General features: G+C 65.2%; 17 protein-coding genes. 13 read left to right on the top strand and 4 right to left on the bottom strand.

Annotated elements, in window-relative coordinates; genetic code table 11:
- Positions 1-46 precede the first annotated feature (46 nt).
- The 5 genes from tldD (at position 47) to NMQ16_RS08295 (ending at position 5742) form a co-directional block, all read left to right on the top strand.
- On the top strand, positions 47-1534 hold the full coding sequence (tldD, locus tag NMQ16_RS08315; RefSeq protein ID WP_257080076.1) for a metalloprotease TldD: 1488 nt from the start codon (positions 47-49) through the stop codon (positions 1532-1534).
- Positions 1535-1593: 59 nt separating this feature from the next.
- Complete coding sequence (locus tag NMQ16_RS08310) at positions 1594-2151, top strand: DUF2062 domain-containing protein (protein WP_257080075.1); 558 nt, start codon at positions 1594-1596, stop codon at positions 2149-2151.
- Between the two features lie 112 nt (positions 2152-2263).
- The gene (gene aroG, locus NMQ16_RS08305; protein ID WP_257080073.1) at positions 2264-3334 is read left to right on the top strand and encodes a 3-deoxy-7-phosphoheptulonate synthase AroG; all 1071 of its coding nucleotides are present in this window, start codon (positions 2264-2266) and stop codon (positions 3332-3334) included.
- A 3-nt stretch (positions 3335-3337) separates the two neighbouring features.
- The gene (locus NMQ16_RS08300; RefSeq protein WP_257080071.1) at positions 3338-4843 is read left to right on the top strand and encodes a glycosyltransferase family 39 protein; all 1506 of its coding nucleotides are present in this window, start codon (positions 3338-3340) and stop codon (positions 4841-4843) included.
- A 32-nt stretch (positions 4844-4875) separates the two neighbouring features.
- Positions 4876-5742 (top strand): decaprenyl-phosphate phosphoribosyltransferase, encoded by an 867-nt coding sequence (locus tag NMQ16_RS08295; protein ID WP_257080070.1) that lies wholly within the window; start codon positions 4876-4878, stop codon positions 5740-5742.
- A gap of 198 nt (positions 5743-5940) precedes the next feature.
- Here NMQ16_RS08295 and NMQ16_RS08290 read toward each other — a convergent pair whose 3' ends face one another.
- From NMQ16_RS08290 to NMQ16_RS08280, 3 genes are all read right to left on the bottom strand, one after another.
- Complete coding sequence (locus tag NMQ16_RS08290; RefSeq protein ID WP_257080068.1) at positions 5941-6861, bottom strand: LysR family transcriptional regulator; 921 nt, start codon at positions 6859-6861, stop codon at positions 5941-5943.
- A gap of 488 nt (positions 6862-7349) precedes the next feature.
- Positions 7350-8153: a glutamate racemase gene (murI, locus tag NMQ16_RS08285; RefSeq protein ID WP_257080067.1), complete on the bottom strand. Its 804-nt coding sequence runs from the start codon at positions 8151-8153 to the stop codon at positions 7350-7352.
- A 77-nt stretch (positions 8154-8230) separates the two neighbouring features.
- Positions 8231-8797: a cob(I)yrinic acid a,c-diamide adenosyltransferase gene (locus NMQ16_RS08280; protein ID WP_257080066.1), complete on the bottom strand. Its 567-nt coding sequence runs from the start codon at positions 8795-8797 to the stop codon at positions 8231-8233.
- A gap of 142 nt (positions 8798-8939) precedes the next feature.
- Here NMQ16_RS08280 and NMQ16_RS08275 point away from each other — a divergent pair, with 142 nt between their 5' ends.
- The 6 genes from NMQ16_RS08275 (at position 8940) to NMQ16_RS08250 (ending at position 16594) form a co-directional block, all read left to right on the top strand.
- Positions 8940-10235: a glycerate kinase gene (locus tag NMQ16_RS08275; RefSeq protein ID WP_257080065.1), complete on the top strand. Its 1296-nt coding sequence runs from the start codon at positions 8940-8942 to the stop codon at positions 10233-10235.
- Positions 10236-10883: 648 nt separating this feature from the next.
- Positions 10884-12407, top strand: coding sequence for an FAD-linked oxidase C-terminal domain-containing protein (locus tag NMQ16_RS08270; protein ID WP_257080063.1), 1524 nt, complete (start codon positions 10884-10886; stop codon positions 12405-12407).
- A 2-nt stretch (positions 12408-12409) separates the two neighbouring features.
- On the top strand, positions 12410-13486 hold the full coding sequence (gene glcE / locus NMQ16_RS08265) for a glycolate oxidase subunit GlcE (protein WP_257080062.1): 1077 nt from the start codon (positions 12410-12412) through the stop codon (positions 13484-13486).
- An 11-nt stretch (positions 13487-13497) separates the two neighbouring features.
- The gene (gene glcF, locus NMQ16_RS08260; protein WP_257080061.1) at positions 13498-14739 is read left to right on the top strand and encodes a glycolate oxidase subunit GlcF; all 1242 of its coding nucleotides are present in this window, start codon (positions 13498-13500) and stop codon (positions 14737-14739) included.
- 105 nt (positions 14740-14844) lie between these two features.
- Positions 14845-15678, top strand: a complete 834-nt coding sequence (locus tag NMQ16_RS08255) for an HDOD domain-containing protein (protein ID WP_257080060.1) — start codon at positions 14845-14847, stop codon at positions 15676-15678.
- A 100-nt stretch (positions 15679-15778) separates the two neighbouring features.
- Positions 15779-16594: a PP2C family serine/threonine-protein phosphatase gene (locus tag NMQ16_RS08250; protein WP_257080059.1), complete on the top strand. Its 816-nt coding sequence runs from the start codon at positions 15779-15781 to the stop codon at positions 16592-16594.
- A gap of 24 nt (positions 16595-16618) precedes the next feature.
- On the opposite strand, the gene corA is transcribed toward NMQ16_RS08250, so the two are convergent.
- Positions 16619-17710: a magnesium/cobalt transporter CorA gene (corA, locus tag NMQ16_RS08245; RefSeq protein WP_257080058.1), complete on the bottom strand. Its 1092-nt coding sequence runs from the start codon at positions 17708-17710 to the stop codon at positions 16619-16621.
- Positions 17711-17893: 183 nt separating this feature from the next.
- Here corA and NMQ16_RS08240 point away from each other — a divergent pair, with 183 nt between their 5' ends.
- Both NMQ16_RS08240 and NMQ16_RS08235 read left to right on the top strand, forming a co-directional pair.
- Entirely contained in the window at positions 17894-19024 is a 1131-nt protein-coding gene (locus NMQ16_RS08240; protein ID WP_257080057.1) for a Re/Si-specific NAD(P)(+) transhydrogenase subunit alpha, read from the top strand.
- 28 nt (positions 19025-19052) lie between these two features.
- The gene (locus NMQ16_RS08235; protein ID WP_069040710.1) at positions 19053-19328 is read left to right on the top strand and encodes an NAD(P) transhydrogenase subunit alpha; all 276 of its coding nucleotides are present in this window, start codon (positions 19053-19055) and stop codon (positions 19326-19328) included.
- The last annotated feature ends 4 nt before the right edge of the window (positions 19329-19332 follow it).

Here is a 19332-nt window from a genome sequence, read left to right as displayed (position 1 = left end):
CTGGCCAGAGATGCTGGCCCCAAATTTCAAAAGGATGCACTGACCCATGACAGGTTCCACCCGCACGACCGGCATCAAGGCCGCATCACCCCGCCTCGATCTGATGGACACCGCGCGGTCAACGCTGCTCGCACCCTTCGATCTGGCGCGCAATGACCTCGACCGGGTGTTCGGACTGCTTGCCTCACACCGCATCGACTACGCAGACCTGTATTTCCAGCACCAGTGCAGCGAGGCCTGGAGCCTGGAAGAGGGCATCGTCAAGTCGGGCAGCTTCAATATCGAGCAGGGCGTGGGCGTGCGCGCGATCCAGGGCGAAAAGACCGCATTCGCCTACTCGGACGAAATCAGCGCGCCGGCGCTGGAAGCGGCAGCACGCGCGACGCGTGCAATCGCGTCTCAGGGCCAGAGCCTGACTGCGCGCACGCTGACCAACAAAGCGAAGCTGCCGCGACCGCTGTATTCGGCCGCCAACCCGCATGCCTCGCTCAGCGACACCGCGAAGGTGCAACTGCTTGAGCGGCTCGAAAGCTATGCCCGTGCGGAAGACAGCCGCGTCACGCAGGTGATGGCGCATATCGCCGGCACCCATGAAACCGTGCTGGTGATGCGCAACGACGGCCACATGGCGGCTGACGTGCGGCCACTGGTGCGCGTGTCGGTCACCGTCATCATGCAGGACGGCGCGCGTCGCGAGCAGGGCTCCAGCGGAGGCGGCGGCCGTTTCGACTACGGCTATTTCACCGATGCAGTGCTGCGCGACTACGCGGCACGGGCGGTCCATCAGGCGCGGGTGAACCTCGACGCACGTCCGGCGCCGGCCGGCACGATGAGCGTGGTCCTCGGCCCGGGCTGGCCGGGCATCCTGCTGCACGAAGCGATCGGCCATGGTCTGGAGGGTGACTTCAACCGCAAGGGCAGTTCCGCCTTCGCCGGGCGCATCGGTCAGCAGGTGGCGTCGCGCGGCGTTACAGTTGTCGATGACGGTACGCTGCCGGATCGCCGTGGTTCGCTGACGATAGACGACGAGGGAAATCCGACTCGCTGCACGACGCTGATCGAGGACGGCATTCTGGTCGGCTACATGCAGGACAGCCTGAACGCGCGCCTGATGGGTGTGGCGCCCACCGGCAACGGCCGGCGCGAAAGCTTTGCGCATCTGCCGATGCCGCGCATGACCAACACCTACATGCTCAATGGTGACCGCGAGCCGGAAGAAATCATCCGCTCGGTAAAAAAAGGCCTCTATGCCGTCAATTTCGGCGGTGGTCAGGTCGATATCACCAGCGGCAAGTTCGTGTTTTCAGGTGCGGAGGTATACATGATCGAGAACGGAAAGGTGACCTATCCGATCAAGGGGGCAACGTTGATCGGCAATGGTCCGGACGCGCTGACCCGCGTGTCGATGATCGGCAACGACATGGCACTGGACAGCGGTGTCGGCACCTGCGGCAAGGAAGGCCAGAGCGTTCCGGTCGGTGTCGGCCAGCCTACATTGCGCATCGACGGACTGACCGTGGGCGGCACGGCCTGAGCGACATTCCGATCACTGACTGACTGCCGCCGCATCCACTGGATTGCGGCGCCCAACCCATGCCCCCCTTTCTCGCCCGCTGGATGCCCACCCGCGAACAACTGCTCGCGATACGCTGGCTGGCGCCGTTTGCCTGCTATCTGTCCGACGACCGGCTGTGGCATGCCGACCGACAAAGTGTCGCCAAGGCCGTATCGATCGGCCTGTTCTTCGGCTTGCTGATTCCGTTCGCACAGTTCCTGTTCGCGATCGCGACGGCGTTTGCAATGCGGGCAAATGTGGCCATCAGCGCAGGCTGTACGCTGATCACCAATCCATTCACTTTTCCGCCGATCTACTGGGCCGCCTACGAACTGGGCAGTTTCGTGCTCGACCGGCCAGGTTCCGACCGCGAGGTTCAGAACATCGAACAGTCGGCCGAAAAGATCGGCGAGCTCGCAACCGGCTGGCTGGAAGGGTTCTGGATCTGGCTCGGTGCGGCCGGCATGCCGCTGGTCACCGGGCTGTTCATCATGGCGTGCACCGGAGCGATCGTCGGTTATCTGGCGGTCCATCTGCTGTGGCGCGATTCGAAGCACGATTCGATGCACGACTCCAGGCACGACAGCCCGCACTGACGCCTGCGGCAGCGTCGTCATCGAACGAAAACGCGTGCCGGGTTAGAATCTCCAACTTTTTACCGGCTCCCGTGCCTGCGCGGTCCCCGAACTGAAGGCCATGAACGCTCACATGCAAATGATCACCGACGACGTCCGCATCAAGGATATCCGCGAACTCATCCCGCCGATGAAGCTGCTCGAAGACCTGCCGGCCAGCGATGTTGCTGCGCAGAGCACGTTCGGCGCGCGCCAGGCGATTCACCGCATCCTGCGCGGCGCCGACGACCGGCTGCTGGTCGTGATCGGACCCTGTTCGATCCATGACTACAAGGCGGGCATGGAGTACGCGAAACTGCTGATGGCACAGCGCGAGCGTCTGTCGGCCGACCTCGAAATCGTCATGCGCGTCTATTTCGAAAAGCCGCGCACCACGGTGGGCTGGAAGGGTCTGATCAACGATCCGTATCTCGACAACAGCTTCCAGATCAACGACGGCCTGCGTCTGGCGCGCCGCATCCTGCTTGAAGTCAACGAACTGGGCCTGCCGGCCGGCACCGAATTCCTCGACACCATCACGCCGCAGTACACCGGTGACCTGGTGGCCTGGGGCGCGATCGGCGCGCGCACCACCGAAAGCCAGGTGCACCGCGAACTGGCATCCGGACTGTCCTGCCCGGTCGGCTTCAAGAACGGCACCGACGGCAATGTGCGCATCGCGTCCGATGCGATCAAGTCGGCGCAGGCGCCGCACGTCTTCCTGTCGGTCACCAAGGCCGGCCACTCCGCCATCGTCACGACCGGGGGCAACGAAGACTGTCACGTCATCCTGCGCGGCGGCAAGGAACCGAACTACGACGCCGAGGCGGTCGACAAGGTGTGCCGCGAACTGGCCGCTGCCGGTGTGCCGGCCAAGGTGATGATCGACTTTTCGCACGCCAACAGCCGCAAGCAGTGCGCGCTGCAGATGGACGTGGCGCGCGACGTTGCGGCCCAGCTCGCCTGCGGCGAAGAGCGCATTTTCGGCGTCATGGTGGAATCGCACCTGAAGGAAGGCCGTCAGGATCTGGTCGCCGGCAAGGAGCCGGAGTACGGCATGAGCATCACCGACGCCTGCCTCGGCTGGGAGAAAAGCATAGAGCTGCTCGACACGCTGGCGGAAGCCGTGCGCGCGCGCCGTCGTGCCATTGCCGACCGCGACTGATCGGTGAGCCTGTTCTCCGCAACGGCGCCAGCCCACAACTGGCGCCGTTTCTACTTTGTGGCGCTGCTGCTCACGCTGCTGTTCCGCGGCTGGCTGGGCGCAGCGCTGCCATTCACCGGCGACGAGGCGTATTTCTACTGGTGGGGCAGGATTCCCGCCGGGGGCTTTTACGACCACCCGCCCATGGTCGGCTGGTGGCTCGCCGGGCTGATCACCGTATCCGAAGCCGAATGGTGGCTGCGCCTGCCGGCCATCCTGCAGCCGGCACTGCTGTCCTTCATGCTGCTCGCCTTTCTGCGCGACGATCCGCACGCCACGCGCTGGGGTGTGGCCACACTGGTGCTGCTCGCGCCGGCCAGCGTACTCGACGTGCTCATCACCACCGACATTCCACTGGTGTATTTCAGTGTCGCCTCCGCGCTGGTGTTCCTGAGCGCGTTGCGCGGCCGCACTTACGGGTTGTTCGCACTGAGCGGCCTGTTGCTGGGCGGCGCCTTCCTGTCGAAGTACTTCGCAGTGCTGCTCGGCCTCGCCTACATCGCCTGGGCGCTGTGGCGGCCGGCCGTCTGGAAATGGAAGGCGTTGGCGCTGCTCGTGCTGTGCGCACTGCCGGCCGGGCTGTACAACGCCTGGTGGAACAGTCAGCACTGCTGGGCGAACGTGATGTTCAACGTGTTCAACCGCCATGGCAACGCCCACCTTTCGTGGGAAACGCCGCTGCTTTACGGCGCGATGATGGTGTGGCTGCTGACGCCCATGGTCGTCTGGGGCCTGCTGCGCGCGCCGGGCGCCTGGCTGCGTCAGGCGGCGCTGCCCTCGCTGGTCATCGTGCCGCTGTCGATCTTCGGTCTGCTGTCGCTGGTCAAGACGATCGGCCTGCACTGGGTGTTTTCCTTCGTGCCGCTGGTGTTCCTGCTGTATGGGCGCAGCGTGTCCGATGTGACGCTGCAGCGGACGATCAGGTTCGCGGCCGTGATCGCGGCCGTGCATGTGGCGGCCGTGCTGGCGGTGGCCAGCCAGCCGGTCGAGCGCTGGGCCTCGCTGCTGGGCGAACGCAAGTACGCCGGCGTGGTGCAGACGGTCAAGGCGGACGAGGTGATCGCCGCGCTCGGTGACGACGTGAATCGCTATGAACTGATGACCGACGGCTACTCGCCGTCGGTCACCGTCGGATACAACCACCGCCGTTACTGGCCGGTGTTCGGTCCGGCGTCGAGCCATGCGCGCCACGACGACATGCTGACCGACTTCCGCCGCCTCGACGGTCGCGATGTGCTGGTGCTCAGCAAGGAAGCGCCGGTGCTGACCGACTACACGCCGTATTTCCGCGACGTGCAGGTCGATCTGCTCACGGTGCGCGGTGCGAAGTTCTGGCGCATCCGCGGCCACAGCTTCGATTTCACGGCCTATCATGCCGGCGTGCTCGAACCGGCGCGCCGCTACTGGTACGCGATTCCGGGCTGGCTGCCGCAGCAGGGCTGCTATTTCGAAGAGCGTTACTTCCGCTGAATGCCTGAAGGTTTGCCATCCGGCCACCGATCATGATTGCCGCTGCGTTCAAGTTGCTGCGACCCCACCAGTGGGTGAAGAATGGTTTCGTGTTCTTCGGTCTGCTGTTCGGCCACGCCTGGCACAACAGCGCCACGGTGCAGGCGGCCATCGTTGCCTTTCTCGCCTTCTGCCTGATGTCGAGCGCGGTGTATGCGCTGAACGATCTGCGCGACATCGAGCAGGACAGGCTGCACCCGGCGAAACGGCAGCGGCCGCTGGCATCCGGCGCGCTGTCGCCGTCGGTTGCCATCCTGCTGATGTCGGCCTGCTCGATCGGCTCGCTGCTGCTGGCCTGGCAGGTCGGTGACACGCTGGTCCATCTGCTGTGCATCTACGGCCTGATCAACTTCGGCTACAGCTACGGACTCAAGCGCGTGGTGGTGCTCGACGTCTTCCTGATCAGCGCCGGCTTCATGCTGCGCCTGCTCGCCGGGACCACCGGTCTGGATATTCCCCCGTCGAACTGGTTGCTGATGTGCGGCCTGCTGCTGACCCTCTTTCTCGGCTTTTCAAAACGGCGCGCCGAACTGATGCTGATGGACGAGGCGGGTGGTGCGCACCGCAAGGTGCTCGATCTTTACTCGCCCGCGCTGCTCGACCAGTTCATCACCATTACCGGCGCCTGCGCTGTGGTGGCTTACTCGCTGTACACCGTCGATGAGGACACGGTGCGCATCCATGGCACGGCGGATCTCATCTACACGCTGCCCTTCGTGCTGTACGGGTTGTTCCGTTACCTGTACATGCTGCACCGGCGCGGTGGTGGCGGTGATCCGTCGCATGACCTGTTCCGCGACCCGCACCTGATCGTCGCAATGACCGGCTGGCTGGCGGTTACGGTTTTCCTGCTGCGCTGATCGCACGGCTGATGTGACGCACGATCGACGGTTCTGTTCCGGGAATGCGCGACAAGCTCCCGCATTCCCCCGGTCGGATCGCAGGATTTCTGAGCGGCGCATTCCACTGACGTCAGTGACGTCGCGCGGATAACGGGTTCGGGCAACTCGCGCCACCCCTGGTGCACCGCTTGGTCCGTTGGTCGGGAATCGAGGCCGTCAGATTCCCATGCCCTTGGTGCCCAGATAGGCGGGTATCCAGGCCTGCAGCAATTCGAGAAAGGCTTCGGCTGCACGCGACAGGCGACGCTGCTGCAGCCGGACCACCTGCCAGCGTGACATCAGCGGAAACCCCTCTACCTGAAGGATGACCACTTCGTCCTCGAGCAGCGGATCGCGATGCAGCGTATGGCGTGACAGGATGGACAAGCCCATTCCGCCTGCCACCGCCTGCTTGATGGCCTCGTTGCTGCCCAGTTCCATTCGCACATTCAGCGTGGCGCCCTGCTGAGACAGGTAGTTCTCGATAGCGATGCGCGTGCCCGAGCCCTGTTCGCGCATGATGAAACGCTCTTCCGCAAGGTCCTGCAGCTTCAGCATGCCGGCATTGGCCAATGGGTGCGACGCCGGCGCTATCGCGACCAGCGGATTGTCGAGGAAGGAGTCGCAGGTGAGATCCATGTCTTCGGGCGGCTTCGTCATGACGTACATATCGTCGAGATTGGCCTGCATGCGCTCGATCAGACGGTCGCGGTTTGCCACTTCCAGTTTCACGTCTATGCCCGGGTGCTGCGCGCAGTACGGGCCGAGCACTCGCGGCACGAAGTACTTCGCGGTACTGACCGCAGCCAGCCTGAGTGTGCCGCGGTGCAGGCTGCGTGTCGCCTGAAGGTTTTCCTCGAACTGCTGCCACTGCAGCTGTATGCCCTTCCACGCCGACAGCAGTTCCTCGCCGGCCGGGGTCAGGAAGGTGCGCCGGCCAATGGTGTCGAACAAGGGCTCGCCGACTGTTTCGGTCAGCTGCCGCACCTGCTGGGACACCGCCGGCTGGGTCAGGAAGAGCTGCTCCGAGGCGCGCGTGAAGCTGCCTGTTTCAGCCACCTTCGCAAACACCTGCAACTGACGGAGCGTAATGTTCATAACCTTTTTATTATCGAATCAAGAAAAAAATAATATTTGTACTAATGGATCAAAGTTTTTAGCATCTCGCGTCATTCACTGCAACCCGAATCATCCGTGTCCATCACTCTCGCGCCCAGCCCGCTTGCTTCCCTGCCCAAACCCGGGTGGCGCACGTCACGTCTGACGTCGCTGGGGCACGCGAAGATGTTCGGAATCCTGTGCATGGACGATGCGGTACGCCTCCGGCTCGTTCTGGCCGGCTTCATGCCGGGCGCTGCATGCAGCGATCGCAGTCATTGGACGGGTCGTCAGAATTGCCCGTCCCACCCACGACAGATGGCATCCCTTCAACCCGACAACCCGCTGCGGCTCACTGGCTGACGCCGCCGGGACTCGTCCGGGGCGGCTCATCGCCCCGGCCACCGCTTCCCTTGGCCAACCCTTCGGTCTTACCCGCGCACCTGTCTGATTCGTCAACCAATCGGACATGTGTGCGGGATTTTTTTTCATGCCGGCAAGGCTGCGAGCCGCGCATCCGCATGCCACAAGCGCTGCAGTACCCGCTCAGCGGTTTCCGAGGCGGCCGAGGACCAGAAGCTTTCGGTTCCTGCCGCCTTTCCCCCGCGCAGAAGTCCGGCATCGTGCAGCCGCTGCACCAGCTGGCGGGCCACCGAATCGCCGGTGTCGATGACCTGTACCGCCGGGCCGGCCTGTTGCTCGACCCACCGGCGCAGGAAGGGGTAGTGCGTGCAGCCCAGCACGATCACGTCGGCACCGTCGGCCAGCAGTGGTTCGACATGCGACGCGATCAGCGCCCGCGTGGCGGGGGTGTCCAGTTCGCCGTGTTCGACCGCTTCGACCAGTCCCGTACCGGGCCGGGTGATCACGCGGACGTCACGGCCGAAGGTGTCGAGCAGCGCAGCGAAGCGCGCGCTGGCCAGCGTGCCCGTGGTGGCAAGGACACCCACCACACCGGAACGCGTGGCGGCAGCGGCGGGTTTGACCGCCGGCTCCATGCCGACTACAGGCACCTCCGGCCAGCGTTCGCGCAGGGCATGCGCTGCGGCTGCAGTCGCAGTATTGCAGGCGATCAGCAGCGCCTTCGCGCCGTGGCCGATCAGGAATTCGCCGAGCGTCAGGCTGCGTGCGCGTATCCAGTCGGCGCTGCGCTCGCCATAGGGCGCATGGCCTGAATCGGCGACGTAAAGAAAGTCCTCGGCGGGCAGGTGCGCCCGTGCATGGCACAGCACCGACAAGCCGCCGAGGCCTGAGTCGAATACGCCGATCGGCGCGTCGGGGGTCGGGATCACGTTGGGCTGGTCAGCCGAGGCGAGCTTATCGAAGACCGGAGGAATGCAGATTCACCGTCCATCCATGGCAGCGATGCTCAGCCTGCCTTGTCATCGTGCGCGCGTCCACGTTGCCACAGCACGTCGCCTCGCCCATCGAGCCGGTTGAAGGTGCGGCCGATGACGAACAGCAGGTCGGACAGGCGGTTTAGGTACTGGCGGCTGGCGTCCGGCACCTGACCTTCAGCGGCGGCGGCGATCACCGCGCGCTCGGCGCGTCGGCAGATCGTGCGTGCAAGGTGCGACAGTGCGGCCGCGCGCGTGCCCCCGGGCAGGATGAACTCCTTCAGCGGCTGGAGTTCGTCGTTCAGTCGTTCCAGTTCGTTTTCCAGGCGCGCCACCTGTTCGGGCTTGACCAGGTTGTAACCCGGTACGGCAAGCTCGCCACCGAGGTCGAACAGATCATGCTGGATGTCGGTCAGCAGCGCGGCAAGATCAGGCGGCAGCGATTCGCACAGCAGCACGCCGAGCGCGCTGTTCAGTTCGTCGACATCGCCCAGCGCGTGCACGCGGGCGCTGTATTTCGACACCCGCGTACCATCGCCCAGGCCGGTTTCGCCGCTGTCACCGGTGCGCGTCGTGATTTTTGAAAGTCGGTTGCCCATGGCTGCTAGTGATGAGATGGATAAGAGCTATTGATTATAAGACGGCTTATATATAAGGCCGCACCAGTTAGAATTCTTCATATATTCCCATGGTCACCGCGCTAGGTGCTGACCGGATGCAACACATGGAGCTGCCGCAAGCATGACCCAGAAAATAATCGACCCGAAAGACTTCCTCCGCAAACTGTTCCAGGCGGCATTCGACGCTGCCAACCCGAATCTGTGCGTGCCGGCCAACCTGCCGCCGCCGCCCAAGGGTCGCACGCTGGTGGTCGGCGCCGGCAAGGCGGCCGCGTCGATGGCGCTGGCGGTCGAGAATAACTGGCCGGGCGAACTGTCCGGACTGGTCGTGACCCGCTACGGCCACGGCGCGCCGTGCCGACGCATCGAAGTGGTCGAGGCGTCGCATCCGGTGCCCGATGCGGCCGGCCAGCAGGCGGCGAAACGCATCCTGCAGTCGGTGCAGGGACTGACCGAAGATGATCTGGTGATCGCGCTTATATCCGGCGGCGGTTCGGCACTGCTGTCTGCGCCGGCCGAAGGGCTGACGCTTGAGGACAAGCAGGCGGTCAACCGCGCGCTGCTGGCCAGCGGCGCGGCGATCCAGGAAATGAATTGCGTGCGCAAGCACCTGTCGTCGATGAAGGGCGGCCGGCTGGCGCAGGCCTGCTATCCGGCGCGCGTGTTCACGCTGGTCATTTCCGATGTACCGGGCGATGACCCGGCGGTGGTCGCATCCGGCCCGACGGTGCCCGACACCACGACGCGCGAAGATGCGCTGGGCATCATCCGCCGCTACAACATCGAAGTGCCGCCTGCGGTCATGAACTGGCTGTCGAGCCCCGAATCCGAAACGCCGAAGGCGGATGACCCGCGTCTGGCGCGCTGCGAAACGCGCACGGTTTCGACCGCCCAGGCTTCGTTGCTGGCTGCTGCCGAGGTGGCGCGCACCCACGGCGTGACGCCGCTGGTGCTGGGCGACATGATCGAGGGCGAGTCTGCCGACGCCGGCAAGGTGCTGGCCGGGCTTGCCAAGGCGTGCGCGATCAACGGCACGCCGCTGGCGCCGCCTTGCGTGCTTCTGTCTGGCGGTGAGACGACGGTGACACTGGGCCAGATCAAGCCTGGGCAGACGCCGCGCGGCGGCCGCAATTCGGAGTTCCTGCTTGCGCTGGCGATTGCGCTCGATGGCATGCCCGGCATCCATGCGGTGTCCGGCGATACCGACGGCATCGACGGCAGCGAGGACAACGCAGGTGCCCTGGTGACCGACGATACGTTGGCGCGCGCGCGCGCCAACGGCATCGACGCCCGCCACATGCTCGATGTGCACGATGCTTACGGTTTCTTTCATGGCATCGATGACCTGATCGTGACCGGACCGACGCTGACCAATGTGAACGACTTCCGCGCCATCTACGTCGAGAAGAAAGCCTGAAGCGCATTCACTTGCAGCGGAAAGCGCCAGCAGGCGCCATCCCTGCGGCAGCGGCGGCCTCCCCTCGATCAGCGCGGCCCCCCCCCCGTGGGAGCGGCGGCCTCGCCGCGATCAGTGCTGCGATGGTCGCAGTGCAACGTGCACATGTGGGAGCGGCGGCCTCGCCGCGATTGTGCCTCGACAATCGTTGAGCAGAGTGCGTATCGCGGCGAGGCCGCCGCTCCCACAGGGACAGCTCCCACAGGGACCGCTCCCACAGGGACCGCTCCCACAGGGACCGCTCCCACAGGGACCGCTCCCACAGGGACCGCTCCCACAGGGACCGCTCCCACAGGGACCGCTCCCACCGGGACAGCTCCCACAGGGACAGCGCCCACAGGGACAGCTCCCACAGGGACAGCTCCCACAGGGACAGCTCCCACAGGGACAGCTCCCACAGGGACAGCTCCCACAGGGACAGCTCCCACAGGGACAGCTCCCACAGGGACAGCTCCCACAGCACACGCTCCACCAGCGGCGGCTCATGCCGGGCCAGCCGTCGTTCTAGTCGGCAACGTTCGGTGTCGCCGGGTCGCTTCGTCGCAAGCGTCCGCGGTTGCGGATGTCTGCGGGTATCATCGACCGCATGATCGCACCCGAAAACGAGCCATGAGCGCACTGCCGCAGGCCCACGCCGAAACCGCCCACATCCACGCCGCTGCCGCCACACCCGCGGCGATTTCCCCGGCTGCGCTGATTGTCGAGCTGTCACGCGTGCTGCCGGCCGACTGCCTGATCACGGACTCCGGTCGCCTGCGTGCCTACGAGTGCGACGGCCTGATGCTGATGCGCGAGATGCCGCTTGCCGTCGCGCTGCCGACGACCGAGGCGCAGGTGGTCGCCGTGCTGCGTACCTGTCACCGGCTCGGTGTGCCGGTGGTGCCGCGCGGCGCCGGCACCGGACTGTCCGGCGGTGCCACGCCGCACAAGCAGGGCGTCGTGCTGTCGACGGCGCGCATGAACCGCATCGTGTCGGTCGACCGGTTGGCGCAGCAGGCGGTGGTCCAGCCGGGCGTGCGCAATCTTGCGGTGTCGGAAGCAGCCGCGCCGCACGGCCTGTATTACGCGCCGGATCCATCGTCGCAGATCGCCTGCAGCATCGGCGGCAATGTGGCGGAGAACTCCGGAGGCGTGCATTGCCTGAAGTACGGCCTGACGGTGCACAACGTGCTGCGTGTGCGCATGGTCAGCATGGCCGGCGACGTGATGGAGGTGGGCAGCGCCGCGCCGGACTGTCCGGGCTATGACCTGCTGGCCGTCACCATAGGTTCGGAGGGGCTGCTCGGCGTCGTCACCGAAGTCACCGTGAAGCTGGTGCCCCGACCGCGCGTGGCGCGTTGCGTGCTGGCCGCCTTCGACGATGTGCGTCGCGCCGGTCAGGCGGTGGCCGACATCATTGCGGCCGGCATCATCCCGGCAGGACTGGAAATGATGGACCAGGCAACGACGGTGGCAGTGGAAGCGTTCGTGCATGCCGGTTACCCGCTGGATGCTGCGGCCATCCTGCTGTGCGAATCCGATGGCACGGCGGAAGAAGTGGAGGACGAGATTGCCCGCGTGCGCGCGCTGCTCGACGCCGCCGGTGCCATCGAAATCCGCGTGTCCGACGGCGAAGCCGAAAGGCTGCGTTTCTGGGCCGGCCGCAAGGCTGCGTTCCCGGCCGCCGGCCGCATCTCGCCCGATTACTACTGCATGGACGGCACCATTCCGCGGCGCAAGCTGGCCGACATGCTGGAAGCGATGAATGCGATGTCGGACAAGTACGGCCTGCGATGCCTGAACGTGTTCCACGCGGGCGACGGCAATCTGCATCCGTTGATCCTGTTCGATTCGAACGATGCGGATTCGCTGCACCGCGCCGAGGCTTTCGGCGTCGAAATCCTCGAACTGTCGGTCGCGCTGGGCGGCACCATCACCGGCGAGCACGGCGTCGGGCTGGAGAAGATCAACCAGATGTGCGTGCAGTTCGCACCCGGTGAGCTCGACATGTTTCATCGCGTGAAGGCAGCCTTCGATCCTGCCGGTCTGATGAATCCGGGCAAGGCGGTGCCGACGTTGCACCGCTGCGCCGAAATGGGGGGCATGCACGTGCATCATGGCGAGCTGCCGCACCCCGACCTGCCGCGCTTCTGACGATGACCCATCCTTTTCATTCGACGCTGCGCGAGATGGTGCTGGATGCAGCCGCGCAAGGCCGCACGCTGCGCCCGCACGGCAGTCGCTCGAAGGATTTTCTCGCGCAGCAGCTCGCCGGCGCGCCGCTCGACATGCGCGGTGCCCAGGGTGTCATCGCCTACGAGCCGTCCGAGCTCTACATCACGGCGCACGCTGGCTCCCGCGTGGCCGACATCGAAGCACTGCTGGCCGGCCGGCAGCAGATGCTGGCGTTCGAGCCGCCGCTCTTCGGCCCCGGCGTCACAGTGGGCGGCATGGTGGCAAGCGGCCTGTCCGGCCCGCGCCGCATGGCCGCCGGCAGCCTGCGCGACTTCGTGCTCGGCGTCACCGTGATGGACGGCCAGGGGCGCGTGCTGCGCTTTGGCGGCCAGGTGATGAAGAATGTTGCGGGCTTTGACGTATCGCGCCTGATCGCCGGCAGTTTCGGCACACTGGGCCTCATTCTCGACGTGACGTTGAAGGTGCTGCCGCTGCCCCATGCCGAACAGACCCGCCTGCTCGAACTCGACAATACGACCGCGCTGCGGCGCCTGCGCGAGTGGGGCGCGCAGCCGCTGCCGATTTCTGCCACTTGCTGGCATGGTGGCCGGCTCCATGTCAGGCTGTCGGGCGCCCAGGTTGCGCTCGATGCCGCGGCACAGCTGATCGGCGGCGAAGTGGTCGACGTTGTCGAAGCGGCCGCGCTGTGGCAGTCGGTGCGCAATCACACGCACGCCTTCTTCGATGGTGATGCACCGCTGTGGCGCGTCGCGCTGCCACCGATGGCGCCGCATCTGGCGCTCGAAGGCGACAGCCTGACCGAATGGAACGGCCTGCAGCGCTGGTTGCGCAGCGACACCGACGCCGATGCGCTGCGTCACGTGGTCGGCGCGCTGGGCGGCCATGCCACGCTGTTCCGTGGCGGCCGGACCATGGACCGGGCGCTCGGCGTGTTCGAACCGCTCAAGCCCGAAGTGATGGCGGTCAGCCAGCGGCTGAAAAAGGCTTTCGATCCGTCCGGCGTGTTCAGCCCCGGACGGCTGTACCCCGAACTTTAAGAGCGACCCCGATGCAGACCGGACTGGCCGATTTCATCCGCAGCACGCCGGAGGGCGACGCTGCCGAGGCAGTGCTGCGCAAGTGCGTGCATTGCGGTTTCTGCAACGCGACCTGCCCGACCTATCAGCTGCTCGGCGACGAACTCGACGGCCCGCGCGGCCGCATCTACCTGATGAAGCAGATGTTCGAGGGCACCGTACCGGCCGAGACCGTGCTGCCGCACCTCGACCGTTGTCTGACCTGTCGCAATTGCGAATCCACCTGTCCGTCCGGTGTGCGCTACAGCGAACTGGTCGATATCGGCCGTGCCGTGGCGGAGCGTCGCACGCAACGGCCGCTGGCCGCACGCGCGGCGCGCTGGGTGCTGCGGGAAGGACTGTCGCGACGGGGTGTGTTCAACACGGCACTGGCGCTGGGCCGGCTCGCCCGACCGTTGCTGCCCGCCTCGCTGGCCGCCAAGGTGGCGCCGCGGCGCGATGCCGGCAGCTGGCCACCGGTGCGTCACGCGCGGCGCATGCTGGTGCTGGCCGGTTGCGTGCAGCCGGCGCTGATGCCGGACGTCAATGCGGCTGCGGCGCGAGTGCTCGATCTGGTCGGCATTTCGCTGGTCGAGTCGGCGCGTGCCGGTTGTTGTGGCGCCTTGCGCTTTCACCTGAATGACCAGGACGGCGGACGGCGCGACATGCGAGCGCTGATCGACGCCTGGTGGCCGGCCATCGACAGCGGCGAAATCGAAGCCATCGTGATGACCGCCTCCGGCTGCGGCACCACGGTGCGCGAGTACGGCCATCTGCTGGCCGATGACCCGCAGTACGCACAGCGCGCCGCGCGTGTCGGCGCGATGACGAAGGACCTGTCGGAAATCCTGCACGCCGAGCGGGTGCAGGTTGAAGGTCTGTTCGCGGCGCAGCCGCCCGCAGCGGCACCGCTGGCGTATCACCCGCCCTGTTCGCTGCAGCACGGCCAGCAGGTGCGCGGTCTGGCCGAAGGCCTGCTGCGAGCCGCCGGGTATGACCTTGTACCGGTCACCGACAGCCACCTGTGCTGTGGTTCGGCCGGCAGCTATTCACTGCTTCAGCCGCAGTTTTCGCGCACGCTGCGCGACAACAAGCTGAATGCGCTGCAGTCCGCACCGGTGAAGGGTATTGCCAGTGCCAATGTCGGCTGTATCGCGCACCTGCAGACTGGTACCGGAACCCCGGTACGGCACTGGATCGAATGGTTGGAGGAGGCGCTGACAACGGCTGCCTGAGCGTATCGCTTGCGGTTCAAGTTGCGGCAATTCCTGCCGTTGATTGACGTAACCCGCAATAGATCCAGAAGAGAGAACCCCACCATGCAAAACGCTCGCAGTACGATGCCCGACACCGCAGAAGCCCTGCTCGATTCCACCGCCGTGTTGCTGCCGGCCAAGCCGCATCTGCTGATGGAAATCGACAACCTGATGCGTACGCCGGATTTCGAAGTGGGCGATTTGGCTGAATCGATTTCGCGCGATCCGGGGGTGCTGTCGGCCCTGTTCAAACTGTGTCGATCGCCGGCCTACAGCCGCGGACGCGCGCCGAGCAATGCCGAGCAGGTGTTGATGCTGGTCGGTCTGTCGCAGACCGTGAATCTCGTGCGTGGCATTTCGATCCGTCAGGTGGCGAGCGGAGCCGGTCCGCAGATGACGCACTTCTGGGCGCGTTGCGACGAAATCGCCGCCATCGCCTCGCAGATCGCCAGCGAACGTGTGGCGGTGTGCAATGTATTCCCCGACCAGGCCTATCTGGCGGCGATGTTCCACGACTGTGGCGTGCCGCTGCTGTGCACCCGCTTCCCGGAGTACTGGAAGCGGCTCAATCTGGATGACGACGCGGCCTGGGTCGATCTCGCGCTCGAGAACACGAGCTATCGCCTCGATCACGCCACGGTCGGGTACTGGGTTGCCCGCAACTGGGGCCTGCCGGAACTGATCGTGCAGGCGATCCAGCACCATCACTCCATGCCGGACGACGATACCTTCGGGCTGCGCAGCACCATAGGCATCGTCGCGCTCGCCACCCATATCTACCTGCGCAACAAGGGGCTGAGCGATCCGTCGTGGGCGGTGCGCGGGCCGGAAATCCTGTCCGAACTCGGTATCCACGCTGCGGCGCTGGACGAATACATCGATGAAATCAATGAACGGCACGTCAGTCTCGCGGTGTGAACATTCGTCACAATCTTCCGGTGTTTGTGACGCCGGGTGACGCGGATCGCAGCGGACCCGCCCGCACGGCTAGAATCAGGGGACGTATCCGGAATCCTTCATGGCACTAAAATTAGACAGTTGCGTTGCGCAGCACATCGGTGACCGCAAGGAACAGCAGGACCGCGCCGCAGTCTTCCCGCACAGCCGCCACAAGGGCATGCTGATGGCAGTGCTCGCCGACGGCATGGGCGGGCACAGCGGCGGTGCGATGGCGGCCGAGCAGGTCGTGATGAAGGCGCGCGACAACTTCGAGGCCTACGCGCCCGCGGTCGAAACACCGGAAGACCTGCTGCGCAGTGTGGTCGAGGAAGCGCACGTGGTGATCAAGCTCACCCGTTTCACGACCGAGCAGGATCCGCATTCCACCGCCTGCGTGCTGTTGATGCAGTCGGGTCGCGTCGATTGGGCGCACTGCGGTGATTCGCGCATCTACCATTTTCGTCATGACAAGCGTGTCGCCATCAGTCAGGACCACTCACTGGTCGGCGAACTGATCCGCCAGGGTCGGCTCGACGAGGAAGGGGCCAAGACGCATCCGCAGCGCAATCTGCTTCTGCACTGCCTCGGTGCGCAGAAGGAGCCGATGATCGACTACGGCGGCGCTACCGACCTGGCCGATGGCGACAGCTTCCTGATCTGTTCGGATGGTCTGTGGGCCTACTTTTCCGACGAGGAAATCGGCGGCGTGCTGTCCGTCTTTTCCGCCCGCGAGGCGGCAGAAACCTTGATCAAGCGCGCACGGGATCGGGGGCGGCCGACCGGCGACAATGTATCGCTCATCCTCATCAAGCTGATCGATATCGAAGCGCGCGAGAAGGCCGAACGCGAACGGCTGGATTCCGCACGGCGCAGGCTGGGCAGCATGAAGGACTGAGCGAGGCCGCCTGGCCGCAACGGCTCAGTCCATCCAGTGCCGGCGCCAGAACAGCATGCCGAGCAGCGCCGCGATGCCGGTCATCAGCGCCAGTGCCAGCAGGAAGCCATGTGGTGAATCCAGCCAGGGCATGTGGCGAAAATTCATGCCGAACACACCGGCCACCAGCGCGGCCGGCATGAAAAGCGTGGTGATCACGGTCAGAATGCGTACCTCCTGATTCACCCGCTGGCTCATCGCCGACAGGTACACATCCAGCAGACCGGACAGCGTTTCGCGCATCGCATCGACCGATTCGATCAGGAATGTCAGGTGGTCCTGCACGTCGCGCAGATAGACACGCGTTTCCGGCGTCACCAGTGGATGGTCGCCGCGCTGCAGGCTGCTGATCACTTCGCGCAATGGCCACAGTGCGCGCCGCAGTGCCATGGTGTCGCGTCTCGCCTCGTGCAGCATGGCGATCTGCGCACTCGCCGGGCGCTCGAACACCGCTTCCTCCAGTCGATCCAGTCGATCGTCGATACGTTCGATCACGCCGAAGTAGTTGTCCACCACGGCATCGATCAGACTGTAGGCCAGCAGGTCGATCCCGCTGCTGCGCAGGCTGCCGAGCGATTTGCGCAGGCGTTCGCGCACCGGTTCGAAACTGCCGGTCGGGCGCTCCTGGAAACTGAGCAGGAAGTCCCGGCCGAGCACCAGGCTGAACTGTTCCGATGACAGCGTGTGACCGTCATCGGACAGTTGCAGCACTCGGGCGACGATGAAAAGCTGATCGCCGTAGTCCTCTACCTTCGGCCGCTGTTCGGTATTGGCGATGTCTTCCAGCACCAGCGGATGCAGATCGAAGCGCTGACCGATCTCGGCCAGTACGCTCGTGTCGTGCACGCCATAGACGTTCAGCCAGCGCAGCCGCTGCGTCGCTGCGTGAAGGCGCGACTGTTCCAGCGACGTGAAGCGGGTTTCCTGCAACGCGTCCGGTCCGTACTCGATCAGCGAGATGCCCGCCGCCTGCTCGCGCGCTGCGCCGATGAACACCACCGACCCGGGCGCCAGGCCGCGTTTGCTTGAGCGGCGCGACGTGCTGCGCATGCGTTTCGGCGTAGTTTGTCGATTCATAAGTAAACCTTTATTTTGGTATACCCCGCTGCGCACCGCGCTGCCTGAGGATAGTATGCGAAGCCGGCCGGGGGGCAGTTTCGGCGTTCGCCCGGGCATTCAGAAACATCGGCACCGCCGCGCCATCGACGCGGCCCGGCAGCACGATGTTCAGCGCAGGAAGTTCATTACGGGGGAGGGTACATGGCAGTCACCATTGGTGTGCCGAAGGAGTCGGCCGAGGGCGAACAGCGCGTGGCGCTCACGCCCGAAGTGGTCAAGAAGTTTGCCGCACTGGGCGCCGCGATTCAGGTCCAGACCGGCGCAGGCGCAAGCAGCCACTACAGCGACGAGGATTATGTCGCTGCGGGCGCGACGATCGCGGACAGCAGCGAAGCGATCCACACGCAGTCCGATATCGTGCTGCGGGTCGGTGTGCCGACCAATATGCAGATCGAATCGCTGAAGCCGGGCGCCGTATTGACCGGCTTCCTGCAGCCCTATGCAGACCGCGCGCGGGCCATGCGGCTGGCCGAACGTAACATCACGAGTTTCGCGGTCGAACTGGTGCCGCGCATTTCGCGCGCCCAGAGCATGGATGCGCTGTCCTCGCAGGCAGCTGTGGCCGGCTATCAGTGCGTGCTGATCGCCGCCGGCCAGTGCCCGAAGTTCTTCCCGATGCTGACCTACGCTGCGGGCACGATCCGCCCGGCCCGCGCACTGGTGATCGGTGCCGGCGTGGCCGGCTTGCAGGCCATCGCCACGGCGAAGCGCCTGGGCGCCATCGTCGAAGCCTACGACGTGCGGCCGGAAACCAAGGAACAGATCGAGTCGCTGGGTGCCAAGTTCGTCGATACCGGCGTTTCGGCGGCCGGTGCCGGTGGCTATGCGCGCGAACTGACGGAAGAGGAAAAGGCGCAGCAGGCCGTGAAACTTGGCAAGGCGGTGGCCAACGCGGACGTGCTCATCACGACCGCGGCCATCCCGGGCAAGCGCGCGCCGCGCATCATCACGCTCGACATGGTGCAGGGCATGAAAGCGGGTGCCGTCGTGGTCGACATGGCGTGCGAATCCGGTGGCAATGTCGACGGCACGATCGCCGGCCAGTCGGTGCATGTGGGCAACGCCCTCGTCATCGGCCCGACGAACATCACGTCGCGCATGCCGGTACATTCGTCGGACATGTATGCCAAGAATCTTTTCAACCTGCTGTCACCTTTCGTCAAGGACGGCCAGTTCGTGCCGGACTGGGAAGACGATGTGATCTCCGGTACCGCGCTCACCCACGGTGGCGAGGTGCGTCACACGATGGTGAAGAAGGTGTTCGGCCTCTGAGCCAGACCAAAAAAGAAAGGATCGAATGATGGAAGCGCTCTATATCTTCATGCTCGCCGCCTTCACCGGTTATGAGGTGATTGCCCGTGTGCCGGTCATCCTGCACACCCCCCTGATGTCGGGTTCCAACTTCGTGCACGGCGTCGTGCTCGTCGGTGCAATGGTCGTGCTCGGCCATGCCGATCCGGAAGATCCGCTGCAGCTCGCGATCGGCTTCATCGCCGTGGTTCTGGGCGCGGCGAATGCTGCCGGCGGCTACGTCGTGACCGAGCGCATGCTCGCCATGTTCACCAAGAAGAACTGAGGGA

This window comes from Methyloversatilis sp. XJ19-49 (genome assembly GCF_024580145.1).
Lineage (GTDB): Bacteria > Pseudomonadota > Gammaproteobacteria > Burkholderiales > Rhodocyclaceae > Methyloversatilis.
This window is presented reverse-complemented; position numbering and strand designations above follow the sequence as displayed.